This window comes from Pseudaquabacterium rugosum (assembly GCF_038066575.1).
GTDB lineage: Bacteria > Pseudomonadota > Gammaproteobacteria > Burkholderiales > Burkholderiaceae_C > Pseudaquabacterium > Pseudaquabacterium rugosum.
In genome coordinates this window covers 174,345-192,437 of sequence record NZ_JBBUTF010000002.1, presented here as the reverse complement: position 1 = coordinate 192,437, position 18,093 = coordinate 174,345, and the positions used below count along the sequence as shown (strand labels likewise).

Below are 18,093 nucleotides of genomic sequence, written 5' to 3'. Positions count from 1 at the left end.
GGCGAGAGCCGCCGGCTTGCATGGGCGTCCCTCCCGGTCCTGGACCGGGGCGACGCCCTTTTTTTCGTCCGGCCGAGGATCGGCCGGACGGTGGATCAGCCGGCCGTCTCGGGGCGCAACCAGGCCACGCCATCCTCGGTCAGCATCGCGTCCAGCGGGATGTCGTGCGGTTCGGCGTCCAGCCAGGGGATGTAGCCGTGCGCATAGCCGACGCCCACCGTGTAGGGCCGTGGCTGCAGCGAGGCCAGCGTGCGGTCATAGAAGCCGCCGCCGTAGCCCAGGCGCACACCGCCGGGGCCGAAGCCCACGCAGGGCACCAGCAGCATCTCGGGCTCGAACTGGGCGGTGTCCTTGGGCTTGGGAATGCCGTAGGCATCCTCCTCCATCGGACAGCCCGGGTACCAGACGTGGAAGCTCAGGTGCCGGGTCTGGCGGTTCATCACCGGCAGGCCGATCGAGCGGAAGGCCTCGCCCTCGGTCCAGCGGTAGAGCGCGGGCAAGGCGTCGAACTCGCCCTTGATCGGCCAGTAGGCGCCGATGCAACTCTCCTTGCGCGTGACCAGGAAGACCCGCAACACGTGCGCGAGCTGGTCACTGCGGACCGCGCGGTCGACCATCGCCTGGCGTTCGGCCTGCAGCTGCTTGCGCAGGCTGGGCTTGTCGCGGGGGGGGTCGAGCTTGAACTTGAAGGCGTCGCTCATGGCGCCGATTGTGCGGCGCCGCGGGCCCGGCGGGGGCGGTAGTCCAGCACGGGGCTGGACTGTTGCACCGGGCCGTCGCCCGGTGCGTCCGGGTTCGTGGCGGGCGCGCGGTGACGGGGCCGGCTCCGGGCCGGGCCGGGCCTGGCCGCGCTGAAGCGGACGGAGGCCTCAGGCCGACGGCTGCCCCGGTTCCTCGGCCCGCTGGCCCCAGCCCAGGCGCACCGGCTCACCGCGGTGCCAGGGCTCGACCACCACCCGGGCGCCGCGGGGCAGCCAGGCCGCGCCCTCGCCGTCCAGCACCAGATCGCCATCCGGCCCGTCGCCGCGGGTCAGCCAGACCGTGCCCTGGCGCACCACCAACCAGCCATCGCAGCGCGGCTGCAGCGAGACGGCGCCATCGAGCCACAGCTCGCGCGGCACGGCGTCGAGCATCTGCAGGCCGCCGTGGGCCGACGCGGCGGCACGGGCGGGCCCGGCCCGCAGCCCGGCCCAGGCGCGCCGGTCATCGACCGTGGCCCCGCGGACCTGGGCGCCGACAGCCGCCAGCACCGCCGCGCCGACACAGGCCAGGCGCTCCGCGCCGCGGTCGAGGCCGCGCAGCACCGGCTGCAGCAGATCACGCCAGATCCGCTCACGCACGGACGGCACGGTCGGGATCGGCACCGACAGCGACCGCGAGGCAGCCGCGGCGGAACCGGCGGTCGAGGGGCGGAGGGTCGAGGAACGCATGGCGGTCTCCAGCGGAGGTTGCAGGGGGAGCGGGCCGGTACCGGACCGGCATGGACGGCATCGTCGCGGCGCGGGCCGCTGTGGTCCAATGACGACGCATCCCCTCGTTGATGCGCCGCACGCATGAATGCCCCGCTCGCCCAACGCCGCCCGCTCTCGCTCGATGGTCTGCGGGCCTTCGAGGCCGTCGCCCGCCGCCTGTCGTTCAGCGCCGCGGCCGAGGAGCTGTTCCTCACCCAATCGGCGATCAGCCGCCAGATCAAGTCGCTGGAAACCGAGCTCGGGGCCACGCTGTTCAACCGCGGCACGCGCCGCGTCGAGCTGACGGCCGCCGGCGACGCGCTGCGCCAGGCCGTGGTGCCGGCCCTCGACCGCATCGACCGCTCGGTGCGCCAGATCCGCGTGGCGCGCGGCCGCCGCCACGTCAACGTCAGCACCTTCGCCAGCTTCGCCTCGCTGTGGCTGCTGCCGCGGCTGCAGGGCTTCCAGCAGCGCCATCCGGACATCGACATCCGCATCAGCGCCAACGACCAGCTGGCCGACATGGACGACCCCGATGTCGACCTGCTGCTGCGCTATGACCGCCCGCAGTCGGTGCCGGCCCATGCCGAGCGGCTGTTCGAGGAAGTGCTGGCCCCGGTGATCAGCCCCGGCCTGCACTGGCAGACGCAGAGCGGCAGCCAGCCACCGCTGCGCCGCGCCGAGGACCTGGCGGCCCACGCGCTGCTGGAGGAGGACGACCACCGCCCGAGCAGCGCCTGGCTGAGCTGGCGCCACTGGCTGCAGCAGCACGGGGCGGCCCAGGTCGAGCCGCGGCGCTGGATCTTCCTCAACTACACGCACCAGCAGGTGCAGGGCGCGCTGGCCGGCCAGGGCGTGGCGCTGGCCCGGCTGCCGCTGGTGCACGACCTGCTGGCACGCGGTGAGCTGGTCGAGCCCTTCGGTCCGGCCGGCCGCCTGCCCGGCGGTGGCAGCTACTGGCTGATCCCGCTGCCGGGCGTGCGCCTGCGGCCCGAGCTGCAGGCCTTCATCGACTGGGTGCGCGACCAGGGCGCACTGACGCGCGGCGCCCTCGGCCAGACCGCGGACTGAGCCCGGCCGGCCAGCGGCCGCGGCGACCCGCGCCCGGTCACGCGGCCGTCATTCATGCGCGGCACGCATGCTGCGCTGCACTTTGCGCATGCGCCGCCCGGGCCCGCGCCGCCAGAATCGGCGTCCCAGGCCCGCCCCCCGCCACGCGGGCCCCCATCGACGCGAGGAAGGCCCCATGCAACTGGTGATCGGCAACAAGAACTACTCGTCCTGGTCCATGCGGGCCTGGCTCCTGCTGCGTGCCGCCGGCATCGCCTTCGAGGAGATCCGCCTGCGCATGGACCAGTTCGCCGGGGACCCGGGCGCCGCGGCAACGGATTCCGCCTTCGCCCGCCGCATGGCCGGCCTCAGCCCGGCCGGACGGGTGCCGGTGCTGGTCGACGACGCGGGCCAGGCGGTGTGGGACACGCTGGCCATCGCCGAGACCGTGGCCGAGCGCCATCCCGGCCATCCCGGCCATCCCGGCCTGTGGCCGCAGGACGCCCACGCCCGGGCGCGCGCCCGCAGCCTGTGCGCCGAGATGCACGCCGGCTTCGGCGCGCTGCGCCAGCACTGCACGATGAACATCGAGTTCGTGCGGCCGGAGATGGGGCCGGAGCTGCTGGCCGCCCATCCGGCGCTGGCGCGCGACCTGCAGCGCATCGACGCCATGTGGTGCGATGCGCTGACCCGCTCGGGCGGCCCCTTCCTGTTCGGTGACTGGAGCATCGCCGACGCCTTCTACGCCCCGGTCGTCAGCCGCGTGCGCAGCTACGGCCTGCCGCTGTCGGCGCCGGCAGCCGACTATGCAGCGCGGGTCTGGGCCCATCCGGCGGTGCAGGACTGGGTCGCCGAGGCGCTGGCCGAGCACGACTTCCTGGCCGGCGAGGAGATCTACCGCCGCCAGCGGGACTGAGGCCGGGCCGACGTCGCTCGCGGGTGTCCCCGGGGCCGACACCCGCGCGTCGCGGCTCGCCCCGACGCGCGACAGGGGCTGTGCACCGCATCGGCATGACCGCCGGACTGCGGGGTACAGTGCGGACGTGATCCGCCTTTCGCCCCCCCGCCGCGCCGTCCCGTCCGCCGATGCCACGGGCCCCGCCGCCCGACCGGCGCCCTCAGCCCCAGGCCCGGCCCCGGGTCGCCGCCGGTCCGCGCACGGCCACGGCTGGCGTCTGCTGGCGCTGGCCCTGCTGCTGCCGCTGCGCACCTCGGCCCAGCCGAGCGTCACGGTGCAGGACAGCGCCGCGCCGCTGCTGATCGAGGCCCGCGACGCCGCCCGCAAGCGCGACGCCGGCCGGCTGAGCGCCACGCGCGCGCTGCTCGACCAGCACGCCCTGCGCCCCTGGGTCGACTACTGGGACCTCAGCGCACGCCTGCGCGACGCCAGCGCGGACGAGATCGCGGCCTTCTACGCCCGCTGGCCCGGCACCTATGTCGAGGACCGGTTGCGCAACGACTGGCTGCTGGAGCTGGGCCGCCGGCGCGACTTCGACGGCATCGCCCGCGAGTACCCGCGCTTTCGCATGAACGACGACCGCGAGGTGCGCTGCTGGTGGCTGTTGGGCGAGCACCGCGCCGGCCGGGACGTGACCGATGCCGGACGCCGCGCCTGGTGGGGCCAGCGCAGTCCCGACGAAGGCTGCCAGAGCCTGGCCGAGGCCCTGGTGGGCGCCGAGCGCCTGGACAGCCACGACATCTGGCGCAAGGCCGTGCTGGCGATGGAGGCCCAGAGCGCTGGCGGCGTGCGCGCCGCCCTGCGGCTGCTGGGGCCGCGCATGGCCGCTGCGGCCGACGACGTGCTGGACCGCCCGGCCAAGGTGCTGGCCCGCAGCATCGGCTTCACCCAGAACGCGCACGAGCTGCGGCTGCTGGCCTTCATGCGCCTGGCCTCGCAGGACCTGCCCGCCGCGCTCGACCACCTGCAGGCCGACCGCCTGGCCCTGCCGCGTGCCGCCCAGGCCCAGGCACTGGCCTACGCGGCACGCCAGGCCGTCTTCCGCAGCCATCCGGACGCCCCGCGGCTGGCCCAGCGGGCCGCCGCGCTGCTGCCGTCGGTGCGACCGGACGCCGGCCAGCCCCAGATCGCCGCCAGCACCGAGGATCTCGGTGACGAGACCCTGGGCTGGACCGTGCGCGGCCTGCTGCGCGCCCCGCTGGACACCTTCGCCGCCGACAGCCTGCTGCGCGTGATCCAGGCCATGAGCCCGGAGGCCCGCCAGGCCGATGCCGCCTGGCCCTACTGGGCCGCCCGGGCCTGGCAGCTGCGCGCCGCGGACAGTGGCCTGGACGCCAGCGCGCGCGATCCGATGCAGGCCCGTGCCCGCAGCCTCTGGCAAGGCATCGTCGACGGTGCGGGCGCCGGGGCCGCCGTCGCCTTCTACCCGCTGCTGGCCGCCGAGGCCCTGGGCCTGCGCCCGACGCTGCCCGCCGATCCGCCGCCGCTCACCGCGGACGAGCGACAGCGCGTGCGCCAGCATCCGGGTCTGCAGCGCGGCCTGCTCGCGACCCAGATCGGGCTGCGCAGCGAGGGCGTGCGCGAGTGGAACTTCAGCCTGCGCGACCTCGACGAGCGCGGCCTGCTGGCCGCCGCCCGCTGGGCCTGCGAACAGGCCGACTGGCAGCTGTGCATCAACACCGCCGAGCGCACGCGCAGCCAGGTCGATCTGGCGCTGCGCTATCCGGCGGCCTGGCGCGACGACATCCGCAGCGCCGCACGCCAGGCCGGCCTGGACCCGGCGCTGGTGGCCGGCCTGATCCGTCAGGAAACGCGTTTCATGATGAGCCTGCGCTCGTCGGTCGGCGCCACCGGCCTGATGCAGCTGATGCCCGAGACCGGGCGCTGGACCGCGCGCAAGCTGGGCATCGCCGGCTACAGCCCCGAGCAGCTGAGCGACCCGGCGCTCAACCTGCGCCTGGGCACCACCTATCTGCGCCTGGTGATGGACGACCTCGACGGCTCGGCCGCGATGGGGGCGGCCGCCTACAACGCCGGCCCCGGCCGGCCACGCCGCTGGCGCGAGGCGGCCACGGTCGACGCCGAGGCCTGGACCGAGGCCATCCCGCTGGCCGAGACGCGCGACTACGTGAAGAAGGTGCTGAGCAACGCCGCCGTCTACGCCGCGCTGGCCGATCCAGGCCGCCCGGCGCCCGACCTGCGCGCACGCCTGGGCCGCCAGATCGCGCCGCGCGCCGCCACGGCCGCCCCGTCCAACACCGCGCTGCCCTGAAGCGCCACGTGCCCATGAGCCCTCCCCACACGCCGCGTCTGATCGTGCTGACCGGCGGCACCGGCTTCGTCGGCCGCACCGTCTGCGCCCGCCTGGCCGCGCGCTGGCCGGGGGTGCGGCTGCGCGTGCCCACGCGGCGGCCGGCCGCCGCCCGTGCGCTGGCCGCGCTGCCCGGGGTCGAGCTGGTGGCCGCCGACGTGCACGACCCGGCCCAGGCCCTGCGGCTGCTGGACGGCGCCGACGCGCTGGTGCACCTGGTGGCCATCCTGCACGGCGATGCGACGGCCTTCGAGCGCACCCATGTGACGCTGGTGCGCCACTGGGCGCAGGCCGCCGCGCAGCGGCCCGTGCTGCGCCGGGTGGTCCATGTCAGCGCGCTGGGCGTGTCGCCCGACGGCCCCTCGCTCTACCTGCGCAGCAAGGCCGCCGGCGAGCGGATCTGGCGCGAGACGCTCACCGCCAGCGGGCAGCCGCCGGCGCTGGCGCTGCTGCGGCCCTCGGTGATCTTCGGCACCGAGGACCGCTTCACCAACCTGTTCGCGCGGCTGCAGCGGCTGGCACCGGTGCTGCCGCTGGCCGGCGCCGACGCCCGCTTCCAGCCGGTGGCCGTCGGCGACGTGGCCGAGGCCGTGGTGCGCACGCTGGCCGCGCCGCCGGCCGCCGATCCGGTCGTCGAATGCGCCGGCCCCGAGGTGCTGACGCTGCGCCAGATCGTGCAGCGGGTGGGCACGCTGGCCGGCTGCGCCCGGCCGGTGATCGGCCTGCCCGAGGCCGCCGGCCGCCTGCAGGCCAGCGCCCTCGGCCTGCTGCCGGGCGAGCCGCTGATGTCGGTCGACAACCTGCTGTCGATGCGGGTGCCCAACGTCGCCAGCGGGCGGCATCCGGGCCTGGACAGCCTGGGCATCACCGCCGCCGGACTGGACAGCCTGGCCGGGCACTTCGCCCCGCGCGGCCATGGCGCGACGCCGCGCAGCTGAGCGATGGTGGACCTGCCGCCCCTGCGCGGCCCTGCTTCCTGACGACGATGAACCCGACCGGACCCGCGCCCTCGGCGCCCGCCACGCCACCGCGGCGGGCACAGGATGACGCACACGCCGACAGCCGCACCGTGACCGTCCCCGGTCGCGCCTGGATCGTCGGCGGGGCGGTGCGCGACGCGCTGCTGGGCCTGCCGGCCGGCGACCGCGACTGGGTCGTCACCGGCACCACGCCCGAGGCCATGCGCGCCGCCGGCTTCACGCCGGTCGGCCAGGACTTCCCGGTCTTCCTGCACCCGCTGACGCACGAGGAATACGCGCTGGCACGCACCGAGCGCAAGTCGGGCCGCGGCTACCACGGCTTCACCTTCCATGCCGCGCCGGACGTGCGCCTGGAAGACGACCTGATGCGCCGCGACCTGACGGTCAACGCGATCGCCGAGGACCCGCTGACGGGCGAGCGCATCGACCCCTGGGGCGGCATCGCCGATCTGCAGGCGCGGGTGCTGCGCCATGTCTCGCCGGCCTTCGCCGAGGATCCGGTGCGGCTGCTGCGGCTGGCGCGCTTTGCCGCGCGCTTCACCGGCTTCACGGTCCATCCGGACACTCTGGTGCTGTGCCAGGACCTGGTGGCGGCCGGCGAGGTCGATGCGCTGGTGCCCGAGCGGGTCTGGCAGGAGCTCTCGCGCGGGCTGATGGGCGCGGCGCCGGAGCGCATGCTGAGCGTGTTGCGCGAGACCGGTGCGCTGGCGCGCCTGCTGCCCGAGGTGGATCGGCTGTGGGGCGTGCCGCAGCGCGCGGACTTCCATCCCGAGGTCGACACCGGCCTGCACCTGCTGCTGGTGCTGCAGCAGGCGGCCCGTCTGGATGCCCCGCTGGCCGTGCGTTATGCCTGCCTGTGCCATGACCTGGGCAAGGGCACGACGCCGGCCGACGTGCTGCCGCGCCACATCGGCCACGAGGCGCGCAGCGAGAAGCTGACGCGCATCGTGAGCGAGCGCTGGCGGGTGCCCAACGACTGTCGGGCGCTGGCCGAGCTGGTGGCGCGCGAGCACGGCAACATCCACCAGTCGCTGTCCTTCGGCGCGGCGGCGGTGCTGCGGCTGCTGGACCGTTGCGACGCCTGGCGGCGTCCGGAGCGCTTCGCCGAGGCGCTGCTGGCCTGCGAGTGCGATGCGCGTGGGCGCACCGGTTTCGAGGATCGGCCGTACCCGCAACGGGCGCGGCTGCTGGCGGCCTTCGATGCGGCGCGGGCGGTCGACACGGCGGCGGTGGCGGCCGAGGCGGCGGCCTCGGGGGCCCGTGGGCCGGCGGTCGGGGCGGCGATCGGTCGTGCGCGGGAGGCGGCGATCGAGGTGGCGTTGTCGGGGGGATGACGCCTGGCGGGAGGGGCGGCGGGAGGAGAGCGCGGAGCGCTCGGCCGCTGCCCTGGGTGGCCGGCCCGCCTCATGCGTCCCGAAATCGTCGGGCCGGCCACCCAGGGCAGCGTCCTCAGGCAAGGGTCCGGCACGCCGCACGCGCAATCCACCCCACGCCGTCCGAACGACCCGCACTCAGACCAGCGAACCCAGCAGCATGATGACGAAGCTCAGCACCACGAGGCTGGCCAGCGGCAGGTAGAGCTCGCGGCCGAACAGGCGGATCGTGAAATCGCCCGGCAGATTGCCCAGGCCCAGCACGCGCAGCCAGCTGCGCAGGCCCTTGAAGACCAGGGCGAAGATCAGCAGCAGGATCAGCCAGCGCATCGCCGTCGCTTCACAGCCGGTGCGTGCGGTCGCCCGCGACGAAACCGCACGGCACGACCTCGTCCGGCAGCGCCCGGCACAGCGCGATGACCTTGAACAGCTCGCCCATCTCGTGCTCGGTGATCAGCTTCTGCGCCGCCGCGCGCGCCGGGATGTCCGCCTCCTGCAACAGGTCGAGCAGCCCGCAGTTCAACAGGAAGCGCGCCTGGCTGGTGTAGCCCGCGACCTGCAGCCCCGCCTCCTGTGCCGCCAGCGCGATGCCGGTGAAGTTCACGTGGGCGGTGATGTCCTTGGCGCCGGGCTGGTCCAGCGGATCCGGGTCCGCCCGGTGCGCCTGGTGGCACATCAGCGTGCCACCGTGGCGCTGCGGCAGATAGAACTCCGCCTCCGGAAAGCCGTAGTCGATGAACAGCGCCAGCAGCCGCCCGGCCACGCCGGCCAGCGTGCGCACGAAGGCCTCGGCCGGGCCGTGCAGCTCGGTCACGGTGCCCGGCACCCAGGCCTGGTCGGCGACGTCGTCCGGCGGGCGCAGCGCGGTCGGCCGGTCGTCCCAGGCCAGCGCGCCCTCGGGCGTGCGCACCACGCCGCGCTCCAGCCACTGCCGGCCGTCGGGGCTGGTGATCAGCTGCACCGGCATCGCGTCCAGCACCTCGTTGCCCAGCACCACGCCGTCGATGCGCTCGGGCAGCGCGTCCAGCCACTGCACGCGGTCGCCGAAGGCGGCCAGGCGCTCGCGCTGGCGCTCGCGCAGCTCGGCCGACAGCTCGACGATGCGGTAGCGCACCGGCTCGTCCGCCGGCTGCGCCGCGTCGAGCGCCGACAGCACCTGCTGCGCCAGCGCCCCCGAACCGGCGCCGAACTCGGTCACCACCCGGTGGCCGGTCAGCGCCAGGCCCTGGGCCACCTGCACCGCCAGTGCGCGGCCGAAGGCCGGCGAGAGCTCGGGCGCGGTGACGAAATCGCTGCCCGAGGCCGGCATGTGGCCGAACTTGCGCCGGCCGCCGGCGTAGTAGCCCAGCCCCGGCGTGTAGAGCACACAGGCCATGTAGCGGTCGAAGGACAGCCAGCCGCCGGCCGCCACGATCTGACGGTCGATCTCGGCGCGCAGCGCCTGCGCGGCCGGGTCGCCACGGCCGGCCGCGGACGCTGACCCGGCGCTGCCGTCGAACCCACCCGCGCCCGGGGGGGACATCGGGGCGCTGGCTACACTGCGGCCCGCGCCCGGCCCACCGCCGGCCACCGCACCGCTGTCGCCCTCGACGCCGGCCTCGTCCGCTCCGCTCTTCAACGCATCGTTCATCCATGGATTCTAGAAAGTCCGCCGCGCCGGCCGGAACGATGGCCACACCCCGCCCCGCGGCCGGCACCGACGGCCTGCCCGTGGTGCTGGACGAGCGGCATCTGGCCGGCCGCTGGGCGCTGGTGACCGGCGGCTCGGTGCGCGGCGGGCTGGCGATCAGCCGCCATCTGCACGCCCAGGGCCTGGGCATCGTCGTCCACCACGGACACGCCGGCAGTGCGGCGCGGGCGCAGCAGCTGGTCGAGGCCTTCAACGCCGAGCGCCCGGGCAGCGCGCTGCGCTGGCAGGCGGCGCTGGAGGACCTGCCGGTCTTCCCGCGGCCCGAGCTGCCGGTGCAGGTCGTCGTCTGCAACGCCAGCCGCTGGCACACCAGCGCACTGGCCGAGCTGGACCGCGCCGAGTCCGATTTCCGCATCCACGTCAGCGGCCATGCCGCGATCCTGGCCAGCCTGGAGCCCTCGCTGCGCCGGCTGCGCGGCGCCGTCGTGGCCGTCGGCGACATCCAGGTCCAGCAGCCGCAGCGCCACCATGTCTGGTATCTGGTGGCCAAGGCCGGCCTGGAGACGCTGGTGCGCGCGCTCGCCGTCGAATGGGCGCCCGACGTGCGCTGCAACATCGTCGCTCCGGGTGCGCTGGAGTGGCCGGCCGACTGGTCGGACGAGCCGCTGCGCCAGGCCATCCTGGAGAGCATCCCGCAGGGCCGCGTCGGGGCCTTCGACGAGCTGGCGCGCACCGTCGGCTGGCTCGCGCTGGACGCCGGCTACATCACCGGCCAGGTGTTGCGCATGGACGGCGGCCGCTCGGTCTGGCTGCGCTGAGCGGCGGATCCACCGGCGAGCACGGCCCGGGCCCCGGCGCGAACCCTGCACGGGCGCCGGTCGGCCGTCATCGGGGACAATCGCGGGCTTGCCCGCAGCCTGCCCGCCATGAACCTCGCCGAACACCGCCCCGCCGCCGCGACCGAGCCGACGCCCGACGCCACGGCCTCCTCCGCCGCCGACGCGAAGGCGAAGAAGCACGCCTTCGAGATGAACAAGCTGAGCAAGCGCCTGCACCGCCAGGTCGGCCAGGCCATCGGCGACTTCAACATGATCGAGGACGGCGACAAGGTCATGGTCTGCCTGTCCGGCGGCAAGGACAGCTACAGCCTGCTCGACATCCTGTTGAACCTGCAGAAGCGCGCGCCGATCAAGTTCTCGATCGTCGCCGTCAACCTCGACCAGAAGCAGCCCGGCTTCCCGGCCGACGTGCTGCCGCGCTACCTGGAAGGCCTCGGCGTGGACTTCCACATCGAGAACCAGGACACCTACTCGATCGTCAAGAAGCACATCCCGGAAGGCCAGACGATGTGCAGCCTGTGCTCGCGGCTGCGGCGGGGCATCCTCTACCGGGTGGCGCGCGAGCTGGGCGCGACCAAGATCGCGCTCGGCCACCACCGCGACGACATGGTCGTCACCCTGCTGATGAACATGTTCTTCGGCAGCCGCATGAAGGGCATGCCGCCGAAGCTGGTCAGCGACAACGGCGAACACACGGTGATCCGCCCGCTGGCCTACGTGGCCGAGACGGATCTCGAACGCTGGGCCGAGCACCGACAGTTCCCGATCATCCCCTGCAGCCTGTGCGGCAGCCAGGAGAACCTGCAGCGCGTGCTGACCAAGAAGATGATCCGCGACTGGGACAGGCAGTACCCGGGGCGCATCGACAACATGTTCACCGCGATGGGCAACATCACGCTCTCGCACATGATGGACCGCTCGCTCTACCCGTTCACGTCCATCAAGCCCACCGGCAAGCCCGATCCGACCGGTGACAAGGCCTTCGACGAGGACGAGGGCGATGACAGCTGCGCGACGCCGGCGGCACCGGCCGCGGTACCGGCAGCCGAGGTGCGGGTGTCGGTCGACACGCTGCGCCGCAGCCCCGCGGCGACGGCCCGGGCCTGGCCCGACGCCGACGCCGGCACGGACACCGACGACGCGGCTGCCGGCTGAGCCCACCGGGCCGCAGGCGGCGTATGCTGATGTGGCCATGACCGCTGCCCTCGACCCCACCCGCCTTCCCGCACCGCCAGCACACGCCCCGGCCGACGCCGGACGCCGAGGTCTGCTGCGCGCCGGCAGCCTGCTGCCGCTGGGCGCCGCGCCGCTGCTGGCCGCCCTCGGCGGCTGCGCGACGCTGGGCCAGCTCAGCATCCTGGTGGCCAGCCACGGCCGCTGGCCGGACGATGCCGCGCTGCAGCGTTTCCGCTGGGACCGGCTGCCCTCGCAACAGGATGACGCGGCCCGCAGCGCCCAGGTCGAAGCCGCCGCGCTGCCTGCCCTGCAGCGCGTGGGCCTGGAGCGGGCTGACGACGGCGCCCCGCCGACGCTCGGCGTGCAACTGGCCGTGCACCGCGCGCTGATCGGCCCGGCGGCCTGGGAGGATCCGCGCTTCTGGCCGGCGCCGGCCTGGCGCGTGGGTGTGGGCGTGGGCGTGCAGCGGGGAGGTGGCCCGCGACCCGGCTGGGGCGTCTCCGGCCGCTGGCCCTGGCCGCCCGAACCCACCCGCGAGAGCTGGGAGGTGGCGGTGCTGCTGCGCCAGCTCGCCGACGCCCAACCGCTGTACGAGGCGCGGGCCCGGCTCGAAGGCTATGCCAGCCCGGCGACCGAATCGCTCTGGCGCACGCTGTTCAGCGCCGCACTGAGCGACGCGCCCCGGTCGCGGCCCGAACCCCACACCGTGCGCCTGGCCCCGGTCGCCTGAGCGGCCATCACGACCGGCCACCGAGGGCGGAAGGCCCCCGCGCACATCCCCACGCTTGACGAACCGGTCTGCGCGACGTCAGCAAGTTCGAGGACGGGCTCTGCTACAAATCCGTGAGATCGCTGTCCGCGCCCCGTGGCCGGACGGCCTCCCGCCCGGCTCCGCCCCATGACCCGGGCGACATCGTCCGCCCTGCTGCCGCGTTCCGCCATGCCCCGTCGCCTCGTCCGTCCGTCCGCCGAGACCTCCCGCCGCGTCCTGCTGGGCGCCGCCTTGGCCGGGCTGCCACTGCTGGGCTGCGCGGCGCCGCCGGGCTGGACCGTCGATCCCCCGCGCGACGATGCCCAATGGCTGTGGGGCGTGGGCTCCGGCCCCGGCCTGGACGAGGCCCGGCGCGCGGCGCTGCGGCAGGTCGCCGCCCACCTGCGATCGACCATCAGCGGCAGCCTCAGCCGCACGCTGACCGAGCAGAACGGCCGCGTCGACGCCAAGGCCAGCAGCACCGTCTCCGAAGCGGTGCTCGACACCGAGTTCAGCCGCTACGAGCTGGCGCGCAGTGACCGCTCCGGCGGCGAGGTCTTCGCCCTGGTCAAGGTCGACCGGCCGGCCTTCATCCGCGACACCCAGGGCCGGCTGGCGCTGATCGAAGGCCCGCTGGCCCAGGTCGAGGCCACGCTGGCCGGCGGCCCGGTGCTGGAACAGTACCTGGCCCTGCAGCGCAACCGGGCGCAGATCGACCGTGCCGTGCTGCTGTCGCAGCTGCTGCTCGGCGCCGGGCTCGAACAGGACGGGCTGGCCGGCGTGCAGCGCTGGGGCCGGCTGGCCCAGCGCAGCCGCCAGATCGCCGGCGAACTGGCCTTCGAGCTGCGCGCCCGCCCCGATGACGGCGACATCGCCGACACCCTCGGCCGCTTCCTCGGCGACCTGGGCATGCGCAGCAGCCTGGGGCCCGGGCTGCCGGGCCAGCCGGTGGTGCAGATCCAGACCAGCAGCCGCAGCGACACGCTCTACGGCAACCAGATGCTCAAGCTCGGCATCCAGCTGACGCTGCTCGATGCCCAGGGCCGCACCGTCGCGCGCCGGCTGTGGGACGTGGCCGGTGGCTCGCGCTACGACCTGGCCGGCGCCCGCCGCAACGCGCTCACCCGCTGGTCCGAACAGCTGACCGAGGTCGGCTCGCTGGAGGCCCTGGGCCTGGCCCCCTGACACCTCAGGCCGGCGTACGGCGCGCACCGGCCGCTCCGGCGGTGGCGCGACGACCGGCCCCCGCAGACCCCACCCTGACGGAGACCGCTGATGACCCTGCCCCGCCCGCTCCCCTCGCCTGTCGATGCACGCCGCCGCACGCTGCTCGGCGGCTGTGCGTCGCTGCCCCTGGGCACCCTGCTGACGGCCTGCGGCGGCACGCTCGACAAGGTCAAGGTCGCCACCTTCAACAGCCCGGTCCAGCTGCCCGACGCGGCCATCATGCCGACGACCAAGCAGCTGGAAATGGGCGACCGCCGCGTGCGGGTGGTGGTATTCCAGCCGGACGACAACGCGTCGGCGCGCGGCCACAACCTGCCGCAGATCGCGGTGCGCGAGCTCGAATCGCAGCTCGGCCGCACCTGCGAGATCGTCGACCGCTCGCTGGCCAACGCGCTGGACAAGGAGCTGAAGCTGGCCGAGATGAGCACCAGCAAGGGCTATCTCGGCCCCGACGTGGCCGACTTCGCCGTCAAGCTGGTCATGGGCGTGGCCAGCTGGGGCGCGGCCTACTCGCAGGGCTCCAGCTACGTCGACAAGAAGACCGGCCGCACGATGATCACCAGCCGCCCGGGCTGGACCTACCAGGGCCGCTCGAAGATGACGGTGCGCGTCTACGAGATCCCCAGCCTGCGCCTGGTCGAGTCCATCGAGCTGGAGGGCAATGCACAGCTCAGCGAGCAGCCCTACGACCTGCGCCAGCAGGCCGCCCCGGGCCTGACCCAGGCCGCGACCCAGAAGGCGGTCGAGGCCAAGAGCGAGGAGCTGCGCAACGAGTTCACGCCACGCGGCTACATCACGGCCGCCCGGAGCAATGGCAAGGAATCGATCTTCAAGATCACGATGGGCAAGCGCGCCGGGGTCAAGCCGGGCAACCCGGTCGAGATCTACACGCTGCGCGCGGGCGAGGTCGATCTGCGCACGAAGAAGCCGTCGGTCGAGGAGGTGCTGATCGTCAAGGGCCGGATCTCCGAGCAGATCAGCGACAGCGATGCCTGGATCACCGTCGACGATGCCAAGGCCGGCGCGCAGATCCGCCGCGGCGACATCGTGAAGGTGAACTTCGGCACCGGCTTCTGGGACAAGGCGCGCGACCGTCTGACGGGCAGCTGATGCCGATGCCCGCCGCCGGCCCGAAGCGCGAAGGGATGACCGCCGCTCGGCAGACGCGACGAGCCCGGCGGGGCGGCCCGGCTGCGGCGTCGGCCGTGCGGGTGGCCGCGTGGGTGGCCGTGCTGGCCGTCGCCGGCCTGACGGTCACGGCTGCCCGTGCCGCGGACCGCGAGGCCCGGACGAGGCCGCTGGCGGCGACGGGCTCGCCCCACCCCCGGGCAGAGACGGCGGTGGCGGCGACCGCGGCCACGGCCTGGCTGGTCAGCCCGGAGGAAGCCGCACGCGAGCAGGCGCTGCCCGACGAGGCGCCGCTGACACGGGCCATGCCTGAGCCGGGCGCACCGCGCATCGAGCTGCTCGACCCGGAGTCCGGCGCGCTGTTGCGCCCGCCGTTCGAGATCCGCCTGCGCTGGAGCAGCCCGGACGGCAGCGCGCTCGATCCGGCCTCGCTGCGCGTGCTCTACGGCCGCAGCCGGCTGGACCTGACCGGCCGCCTGCTGGCCGCCGGCACCCGGGTCGATCCGCGCGGGCTGAACGCGCCGGCCCAGGTCCTGCCGGCCGGGCTGCACCGCCTGCAGGTCGAGATCAGCGACAGCCGCCAGCGCACCGGGCGGCGCGAGTTCGTGCTGGAGGTCGCCGACGGCGCGGCGGACGGCGGCGCCCCGCTGGGCCAGCGCGGCGCCGGCCCGGCCACGCGCTGACCCGTCACGCCGGTCGGCGCCGCGGCAGGACACCGCAGCCCGGCCCTCCGCCCCGGCCGGCAGCCGAGGCCCCCGGCCCGCCCGCGCTCATCGCCCACCGGACAAGGGCGCCGGCTCGCCATCGGCCGGCCCGGCGGCCAGCTGGCGCAGATCGTCCTCCCAGCCCTGCAGGCGCTCGCGGGCGCGGTCACGCTGGGCGGCGCTGGTGCTGTCGTGCAGGCGTGCCATCAGCGCGCAATCGGCCTGGCGCAGCTGGGCGGCATGGGCCCGGTAGGCCGGGCGGGGCGAGACCCACAGCGCGGCCATCTGCTGCCGCAGGCCCTCGCGCCAGACGGCCTCGTCCGCGCCGGCCTGCTGCCAGGCCCGCCAATCGCGCAGCAGATCCTGCTGGCGGGCACGGCGCTCGGCGATCCAGCGCCGGGCATCCCAGGGGCCGCGTTCGATCACCTCGGCCAGCAGCGCACGCTGACGGGCGTCGAGCCGACCATAGAGCCGCTCGGCACGCTCGACCCAGCGGGTGACGGCCTGCTCGTGGCGCCGGCGGGCATCGGCGGGCGCGAGCTCCTGCTCGTCGTCCGCCAGGTCCTCGTGCAAGCGGCGTTCGAGCCGGTCGAGCTGGGCCGGGCCCAGGCTGCGGGCATGACGGGCGGCGGCCGGTACCGCCGCCTCGGCCGCGCGCTGCAGGCGCTGCTGCCATGCCTCGGCGACGGCGCAGATCTCGTCGGACGACAACGGCCCGGCCAGACGCGGACGCAGCGCCGCCAGGCCCTTCGCATAATCCGTCAGCTGAGTGGCCCGATGCCAGGCCAGCCAGTCGCGCAGCGACTGCCGCACGGCCCCCTCCTGCGCGTCCGTGAAGTCCAGGCGCCGGTCCAGCCACCACCCGGCCAGGGTGTCGGCACGGTCGTAGCTCACGCGCAGCGCACTGCAGCCCCCGAGCAGGGTCATCGCCAGGACAGCGAGCGCGCCGATAATCCGCGCCCGTATGCCGGGGCCTCTGAGGTCCGCCCCGCCCCGGCACACCGACGATGCCGCAGGCATCACCGACCGGGCCGCCGCGGTGGCGCGACCGGCCCCCGGGGCGGGCCGATGCAGACAGATCTTCATGGCACTGGACATCGTCATCATGGCCGCGGGCAAGGGCACCCGCATGAAATCCCGGCGCCCCAAGGTGCTGCACCGTCTGGCCGGCCGTTCGCTGCTGGCGCACGTGCTGCAGACCGCGGATGCGCTGGCGTCGGCCGACGGCCCGCGCCGCTGCTGGGTCATCACCGGTCATGGGGCGGACGAGGTCGAGTCTGCCATCGCCGGCTCCGGCGCGACCGCGGTGCGCCAGCAACCCCAGCTCGGCACCGGTCATGCGGTGCAGCAGGTAGCACCGCACCTGGCGGCCGAGGGCACGACGCTGATCCTCAACGGCGACGTGCCGCTGATCGCACCGGCCACCGCCCAGGCGCTGGCCGAGGCCTGTGGTGGCCGGCAGCTGGCCCTGCTGACGATCACGCTGGACGACGCCACCGGCTACGGCCGCATCGTGCGCGGCGGTGACGGCTCGGCGACGGCGCCGGTGCTGGGCATCGTCGAGCACAAGGACGCCAGCCCGGCCCAGCGCGGGATCCGCGAGGTCTACACCGGCATGATGGCCGCGCCCACCGCGGCGCTCAAGCGCTGGCTGGCCGCGCTGAAGAACGACAACGCCCAGCAGGAGTACTACCTGACCGACATCGTCGCGATGGCGGTGGCCGACGGCGTGCCGGTGGTCGCCCACCAGGCGCGCGAGGAGACCGAGGTGCTGGGCGTCAACAGCCCGCTGCAGCTGGCCGACCTGGAGCGCCGCTTCCAGCGCCGCCAGGCCGAGGCGCTGCTGGAGTCCGGCCTGCGCCTGGCCGATCCGGCCCGCTTCGACCTGCGCGGCAGCCTGGCCCACGGCCAGGACTGCGAGGTCGACGTCGGCTGCGTGTTCGAGGGCCGCGTGGTGCTGGGCGAAGGCGTGAGCATCGGCGCCCACTGCGTGATCCGCGACGCCGAGATCGGTGACGGCGTGGTCATCCACCCCTACACCCACATCGACGGCGCCACGGTCGGTGCCGGCTCGCTGATCGGCCCGTATGCGCGGCTGCGCCCAGGCGCCGAACTCGCCGAGGAGGTCCACATCGGCAACTTCGTCGAGGTCAAGAACTCGACGATGGCCAAGGGCGCCAAGGCCAACCACCTGGCCTATCTGGGCGACGCCACGGTCGGCGCGCGCGTGAACTACGGCGCCGGCAGCATCACCGCCAACTACGACGGCGCCAACAAGCACCGCACGACGATCGGCGACGACGTGCACGTGGGCAGCAACTGCGTGCTGATCGCGCCGGTGACGATCGGCGCTGGCGGCACCATCGGCGGCGGCAGCACCGTCAGCAAGGACACGCCGGAAGGCCAGCTGACGGTCTCGCGCGCCAAGCAGGTGTCGCTGGCGGGCTGGACGCGTCCGGCCAAGGCGCCGAAGGGCTGAACCGCGCCGGCCACCGCCCGGGGGCGGCCCCCCCGC

At 74.6% G+C, this 18,093-nt stretch carries 16 protein-coding genes and 1 pseudogene; 12 read left to right on the top strand and 5 right to left on the bottom strand.

Going from position 1 to position 18,093, the window contains the following annotated elements; translation table 11 throughout:
- Positions 1-95: 95 nt before the first annotated feature.
- Together AACH11_RS01470 and AACH11_RS01465 are read right to left on the bottom strand one after the other, a co-directional pair.
- Positions 96-701 (bottom strand): 5-formyltetrahydrofolate cyclo-ligase, encoded by a 606-nt coding sequence (locus tag AACH11_RS01470; protein WP_341372416.1) that lies wholly within the window; start codon positions 699-701, stop codon positions 96-98.
- A gap of 168 nt (positions 702-869) precedes the next feature.
- On the bottom strand, positions 870-1,430 hold the full coding sequence (locus tag AACH11_RS01465; RefSeq protein WP_341372415.1) for a DUF2917 domain-containing protein: 561 nt from the start codon (positions 1,428-1,430) through the stop codon (positions 870-872).
- Positions 1,431-1,553: 123 nt separating this feature from the next.
- Here AACH11_RS01465 and AACH11_RS01460 point away from each other — a divergent pair, with 123 nt between their 5' ends.
- From AACH11_RS01460 to AACH11_RS01440, 5 genes are all read left to right on the top strand, one after another.
- Positions 1,554-2,522, top strand: coding sequence for a LysR substrate-binding domain-containing protein (locus AACH11_RS01460; protein ID WP_341372414.1), 969 nt, complete (start codon positions 1,554-1,556; stop codon positions 2,520-2,522).
- 175 nt (positions 2,523-2,697) lie between these two features.
- The gene (locus tag AACH11_RS01455; protein ID WP_341372413.1) at positions 2,698-3,417 is read left to right on the top strand and encodes a glutathione S-transferase family protein; all 720 of its coding nucleotides are present in this window, start codon (positions 2,698-2,700) and stop codon (positions 3,415-3,417) included.
- A 127-nt stretch (positions 3,418-3,544) separates the two neighbouring features.
- Positions 3,545-5,731 (top strand): lytic transglycosylase domain-containing protein, encoded by a 2,187-nt coding sequence (locus AACH11_RS01450; protein WP_341372412.1) that lies wholly within the window; start codon positions 3,545-3,547, stop codon positions 5,729-5,731.
- A gap of 14 nt (positions 5,732-5,745) precedes the next feature.
- Entirely contained in the window at positions 5,746-6,708 is a 963-nt protein-coding gene (locus tag AACH11_RS01445; RefSeq protein WP_341372411.1) for an NAD-dependent epimerase/dehydratase family protein, read from the top strand.
- 131 nt (positions 6,709-6,839) lie between these two features.
- Positions 6,840-8,084 (top strand): multifunctional CCA addition/repair protein, encoded by a 1,245-nt coding sequence (locus AACH11_RS01440; RefSeq protein ID WP_341372410.1) that lies wholly within the window; start codon positions 6,840-6,842, stop codon positions 8,082-8,084.
- Positions 8,085-8,261: 177 nt separating this feature from the next.
- Here the strand turns inward: AACH11_RS01440 and AACH11_RS01435 are convergent, their stop codons facing one another.
- Positions 8,262-8,453 (bottom strand): DUF2905 family protein, encoded by a 192-nt coding sequence (locus AACH11_RS01435; protein ID WP_341372409.1) that lies wholly within the window; start codon positions 8,451-8,453, stop codon positions 8,262-8,264.
- 10 nt (positions 8,454-8,463) lie between these two features.
- Positions 8,464-9,753: a class I SAM-dependent methyltransferase gene (locus tag AACH11_RS01430; RefSeq protein WP_341372408.1), complete on the bottom strand. Its 1,290-nt coding sequence runs from the start codon at positions 9,751-9,753 to the stop codon at positions 8,464-8,466.
- 38 nt (positions 9,754-9,791) lie between these two features.
- Between AACH11_RS01430 and AACH11_RS01425 the strand changes: the two genes are divergently transcribed.
- The 6 genes and pseudogenes from AACH11_RS01425 (at position 9,792) to AACH11_RS01400 (ending at position 15,557) form a co-directional block, all read left to right on the top strand.
- Positions 9,792-10,571: an SDR family oxidoreductase gene (locus AACH11_RS01425; protein WP_341372407.1), complete on the top strand. Its 780-nt coding sequence runs from the start codon at positions 9,792-9,794 to the stop codon at positions 10,569-10,571.
- Positions 10,572-10,679: 108 nt separating this feature from the next.
- Positions 10,680-11,618: pseudogene (ttcA, locus tag AACH11_RS01420) on the top strand (tRNA 2-thiocytidine(32) synthetase TtcA); the annotation flags it as partial.
- A 166-nt stretch (positions 11,619-11,784) separates the two neighbouring features.
- Positions 11,785-12,498, top strand: a complete 714-nt coding sequence (locus tag AACH11_RS01415; protein ID WP_341372406.1) for a hypothetical protein — start codon at positions 11,785-11,787, stop codon at positions 12,496-12,498.
- 210 nt (positions 12,499-12,708) lie between these two features.
- Positions 12,709-13,704, top strand: coding sequence for an LPP20 family lipoprotein (locus AACH11_RS01410; RefSeq protein ID WP_341372405.1), 996 nt, complete (start codon positions 12,709-12,711; stop codon positions 13,702-13,704).
- Positions 13,705-13,794: 90 nt separating this feature from the next.
- Positions 13,795-14,856: a hypothetical protein gene (locus AACH11_RS01405; RefSeq protein WP_341372404.1), complete on the top strand. Its 1,062-nt coding sequence runs from the start codon at positions 13,795-13,797 to the stop codon at positions 14,854-14,856.
- A gap of 230 nt (positions 14,857-15,086) precedes the next feature.
- The gene (locus tag AACH11_RS01400; RefSeq protein WP_341372403.1) at positions 15,087-15,557 is read left to right on the top strand and encodes a hypothetical protein; all 471 of its coding nucleotides are present in this window, start codon (positions 15,087-15,089) and stop codon (positions 15,555-15,557) included.
- A gap of 87 nt (positions 15,558-15,644) precedes the next feature.
- Here the strand turns inward: AACH11_RS01400 and AACH11_RS01395 are convergent, their stop codons facing one another.
- On the bottom strand, positions 15,645-16,505 hold the full coding sequence (locus AACH11_RS01395) for a DUF6279 family lipoprotein (RefSeq protein ID WP_341372402.1): 861 nt from the start codon (positions 16,503-16,505) through the stop codon (positions 15,645-15,647).
- 157 nt (positions 16,506-16,662) lie between these two features.
- Here AACH11_RS01395 and glmU point away from each other — a divergent pair, with 157 nt between their 5' ends.
- The gene (gene glmU, locus AACH11_RS01390; RefSeq protein WP_341372401.1) at positions 16,663-18,057 is read left to right on the top strand and encodes a bifunctional UDP-N-acetylglucosamine diphosphorylase/glucosamine-1-phosphate N-acetyltransferase GlmU; all 1,395 of its coding nucleotides are present in this window, start codon (positions 16,663-16,665) and stop codon (positions 18,055-18,057) included.
- The last annotated feature ends 36 nt before the right edge of the window (positions 18,058-18,093 follow it).

What these genes read in the sequence shown, in the direction of transcription:
- AACH11_RS01470 (WP_341372416.1), bottom strand. Translation starts at nt 701, where the DNA reads ATGAGCGACGCCTTCAAGTTCAAGCTCGACCCCCCCCGCGACAAGCCC.
- AACH11_RS01465 (WP_341372415.1), bottom strand. Translation starts at nt 1,430, where the DNA reads ATGCGTTCCTCGACCCTCCGCCCCTCGACCGCCGGTTCCGCCGCGGCT.
- AACH11_RS01460 (WP_341372414.1), top strand. Translation starts at nt 1,554, where the DNA reads ATGAATGCCCCGCTCGCCCAACGCCGCCCGCTCTCGCTCGATGGTCTG.
- AACH11_RS01455 (WP_341372413.1), top strand. Translation starts at nt 2,698, where the DNA reads ATGCAACTGGTGATCGGCAACAAGAACTACTCGTCCTGGTCCATGCGG.
- AACH11_RS01445 (WP_341372411.1), top strand. Translation starts at nt 5,746, where the DNA reads ATGAGCCCTCCCCACACGCCGCGTCTGATCGTGCTGACCGGCGGCACC.
- AACH11_RS01435 (WP_341372409.1), bottom strand. Translation starts at nt 8,453, where the DNA reads ATGCGCTGGCTGATCCTGCTGCTGATCTTCGCCCTGGTCTTCAAGGGC.
- AACH11_RS01430 (WP_341372408.1), bottom strand. Translation starts at nt 9,753, where the DNA reads ATGAACGATGCGTTGAAGAGCGGAGCGGACGAGGCCGGCGTCGAGGGC.
- AACH11_RS01425 (WP_341372407.1), top strand. Translation starts at nt 9,792, where the DNA reads ATGGCCACACCCCGCCCCGCGGCCGGCACCGACGGCCTGCCCGTGGTG.
- AACH11_RS01415 (WP_341372406.1), top strand. Translation starts at nt 11,785, where the DNA reads ATGACCGCTGCCCTCGACCCCACCCGCCTTCCCGCACCGCCAGCACAC.
- AACH11_RS01410 (WP_341372405.1), top strand. Translation starts at nt 12,709, where the DNA reads ATGCCCCGTCGCCTCGTCCGTCCGTCCGCCGAGACCTCCCGCCGCGTC.
- AACH11_RS01405 (WP_341372404.1), top strand. Translation starts at nt 13,795, where the DNA reads ATGACCCTGCCCCGCCCGCTCCCCTCGCCTGTCGATGCACGCCGCCGC.
- AACH11_RS01395 (WP_341372402.1), bottom strand. Translation starts at nt 16,505, where the DNA reads ATGACCCTGCTCGGGGGCTGCAGTGCGCTGCGCGTGAGCTACGACCGT.
- glmU (WP_341372401.1), top strand. Translation starts at nt 16,663, where the DNA reads ATGGCACTGGACATCGTCATCATGGCCGCGGGCAAGGGCACCCGCATG.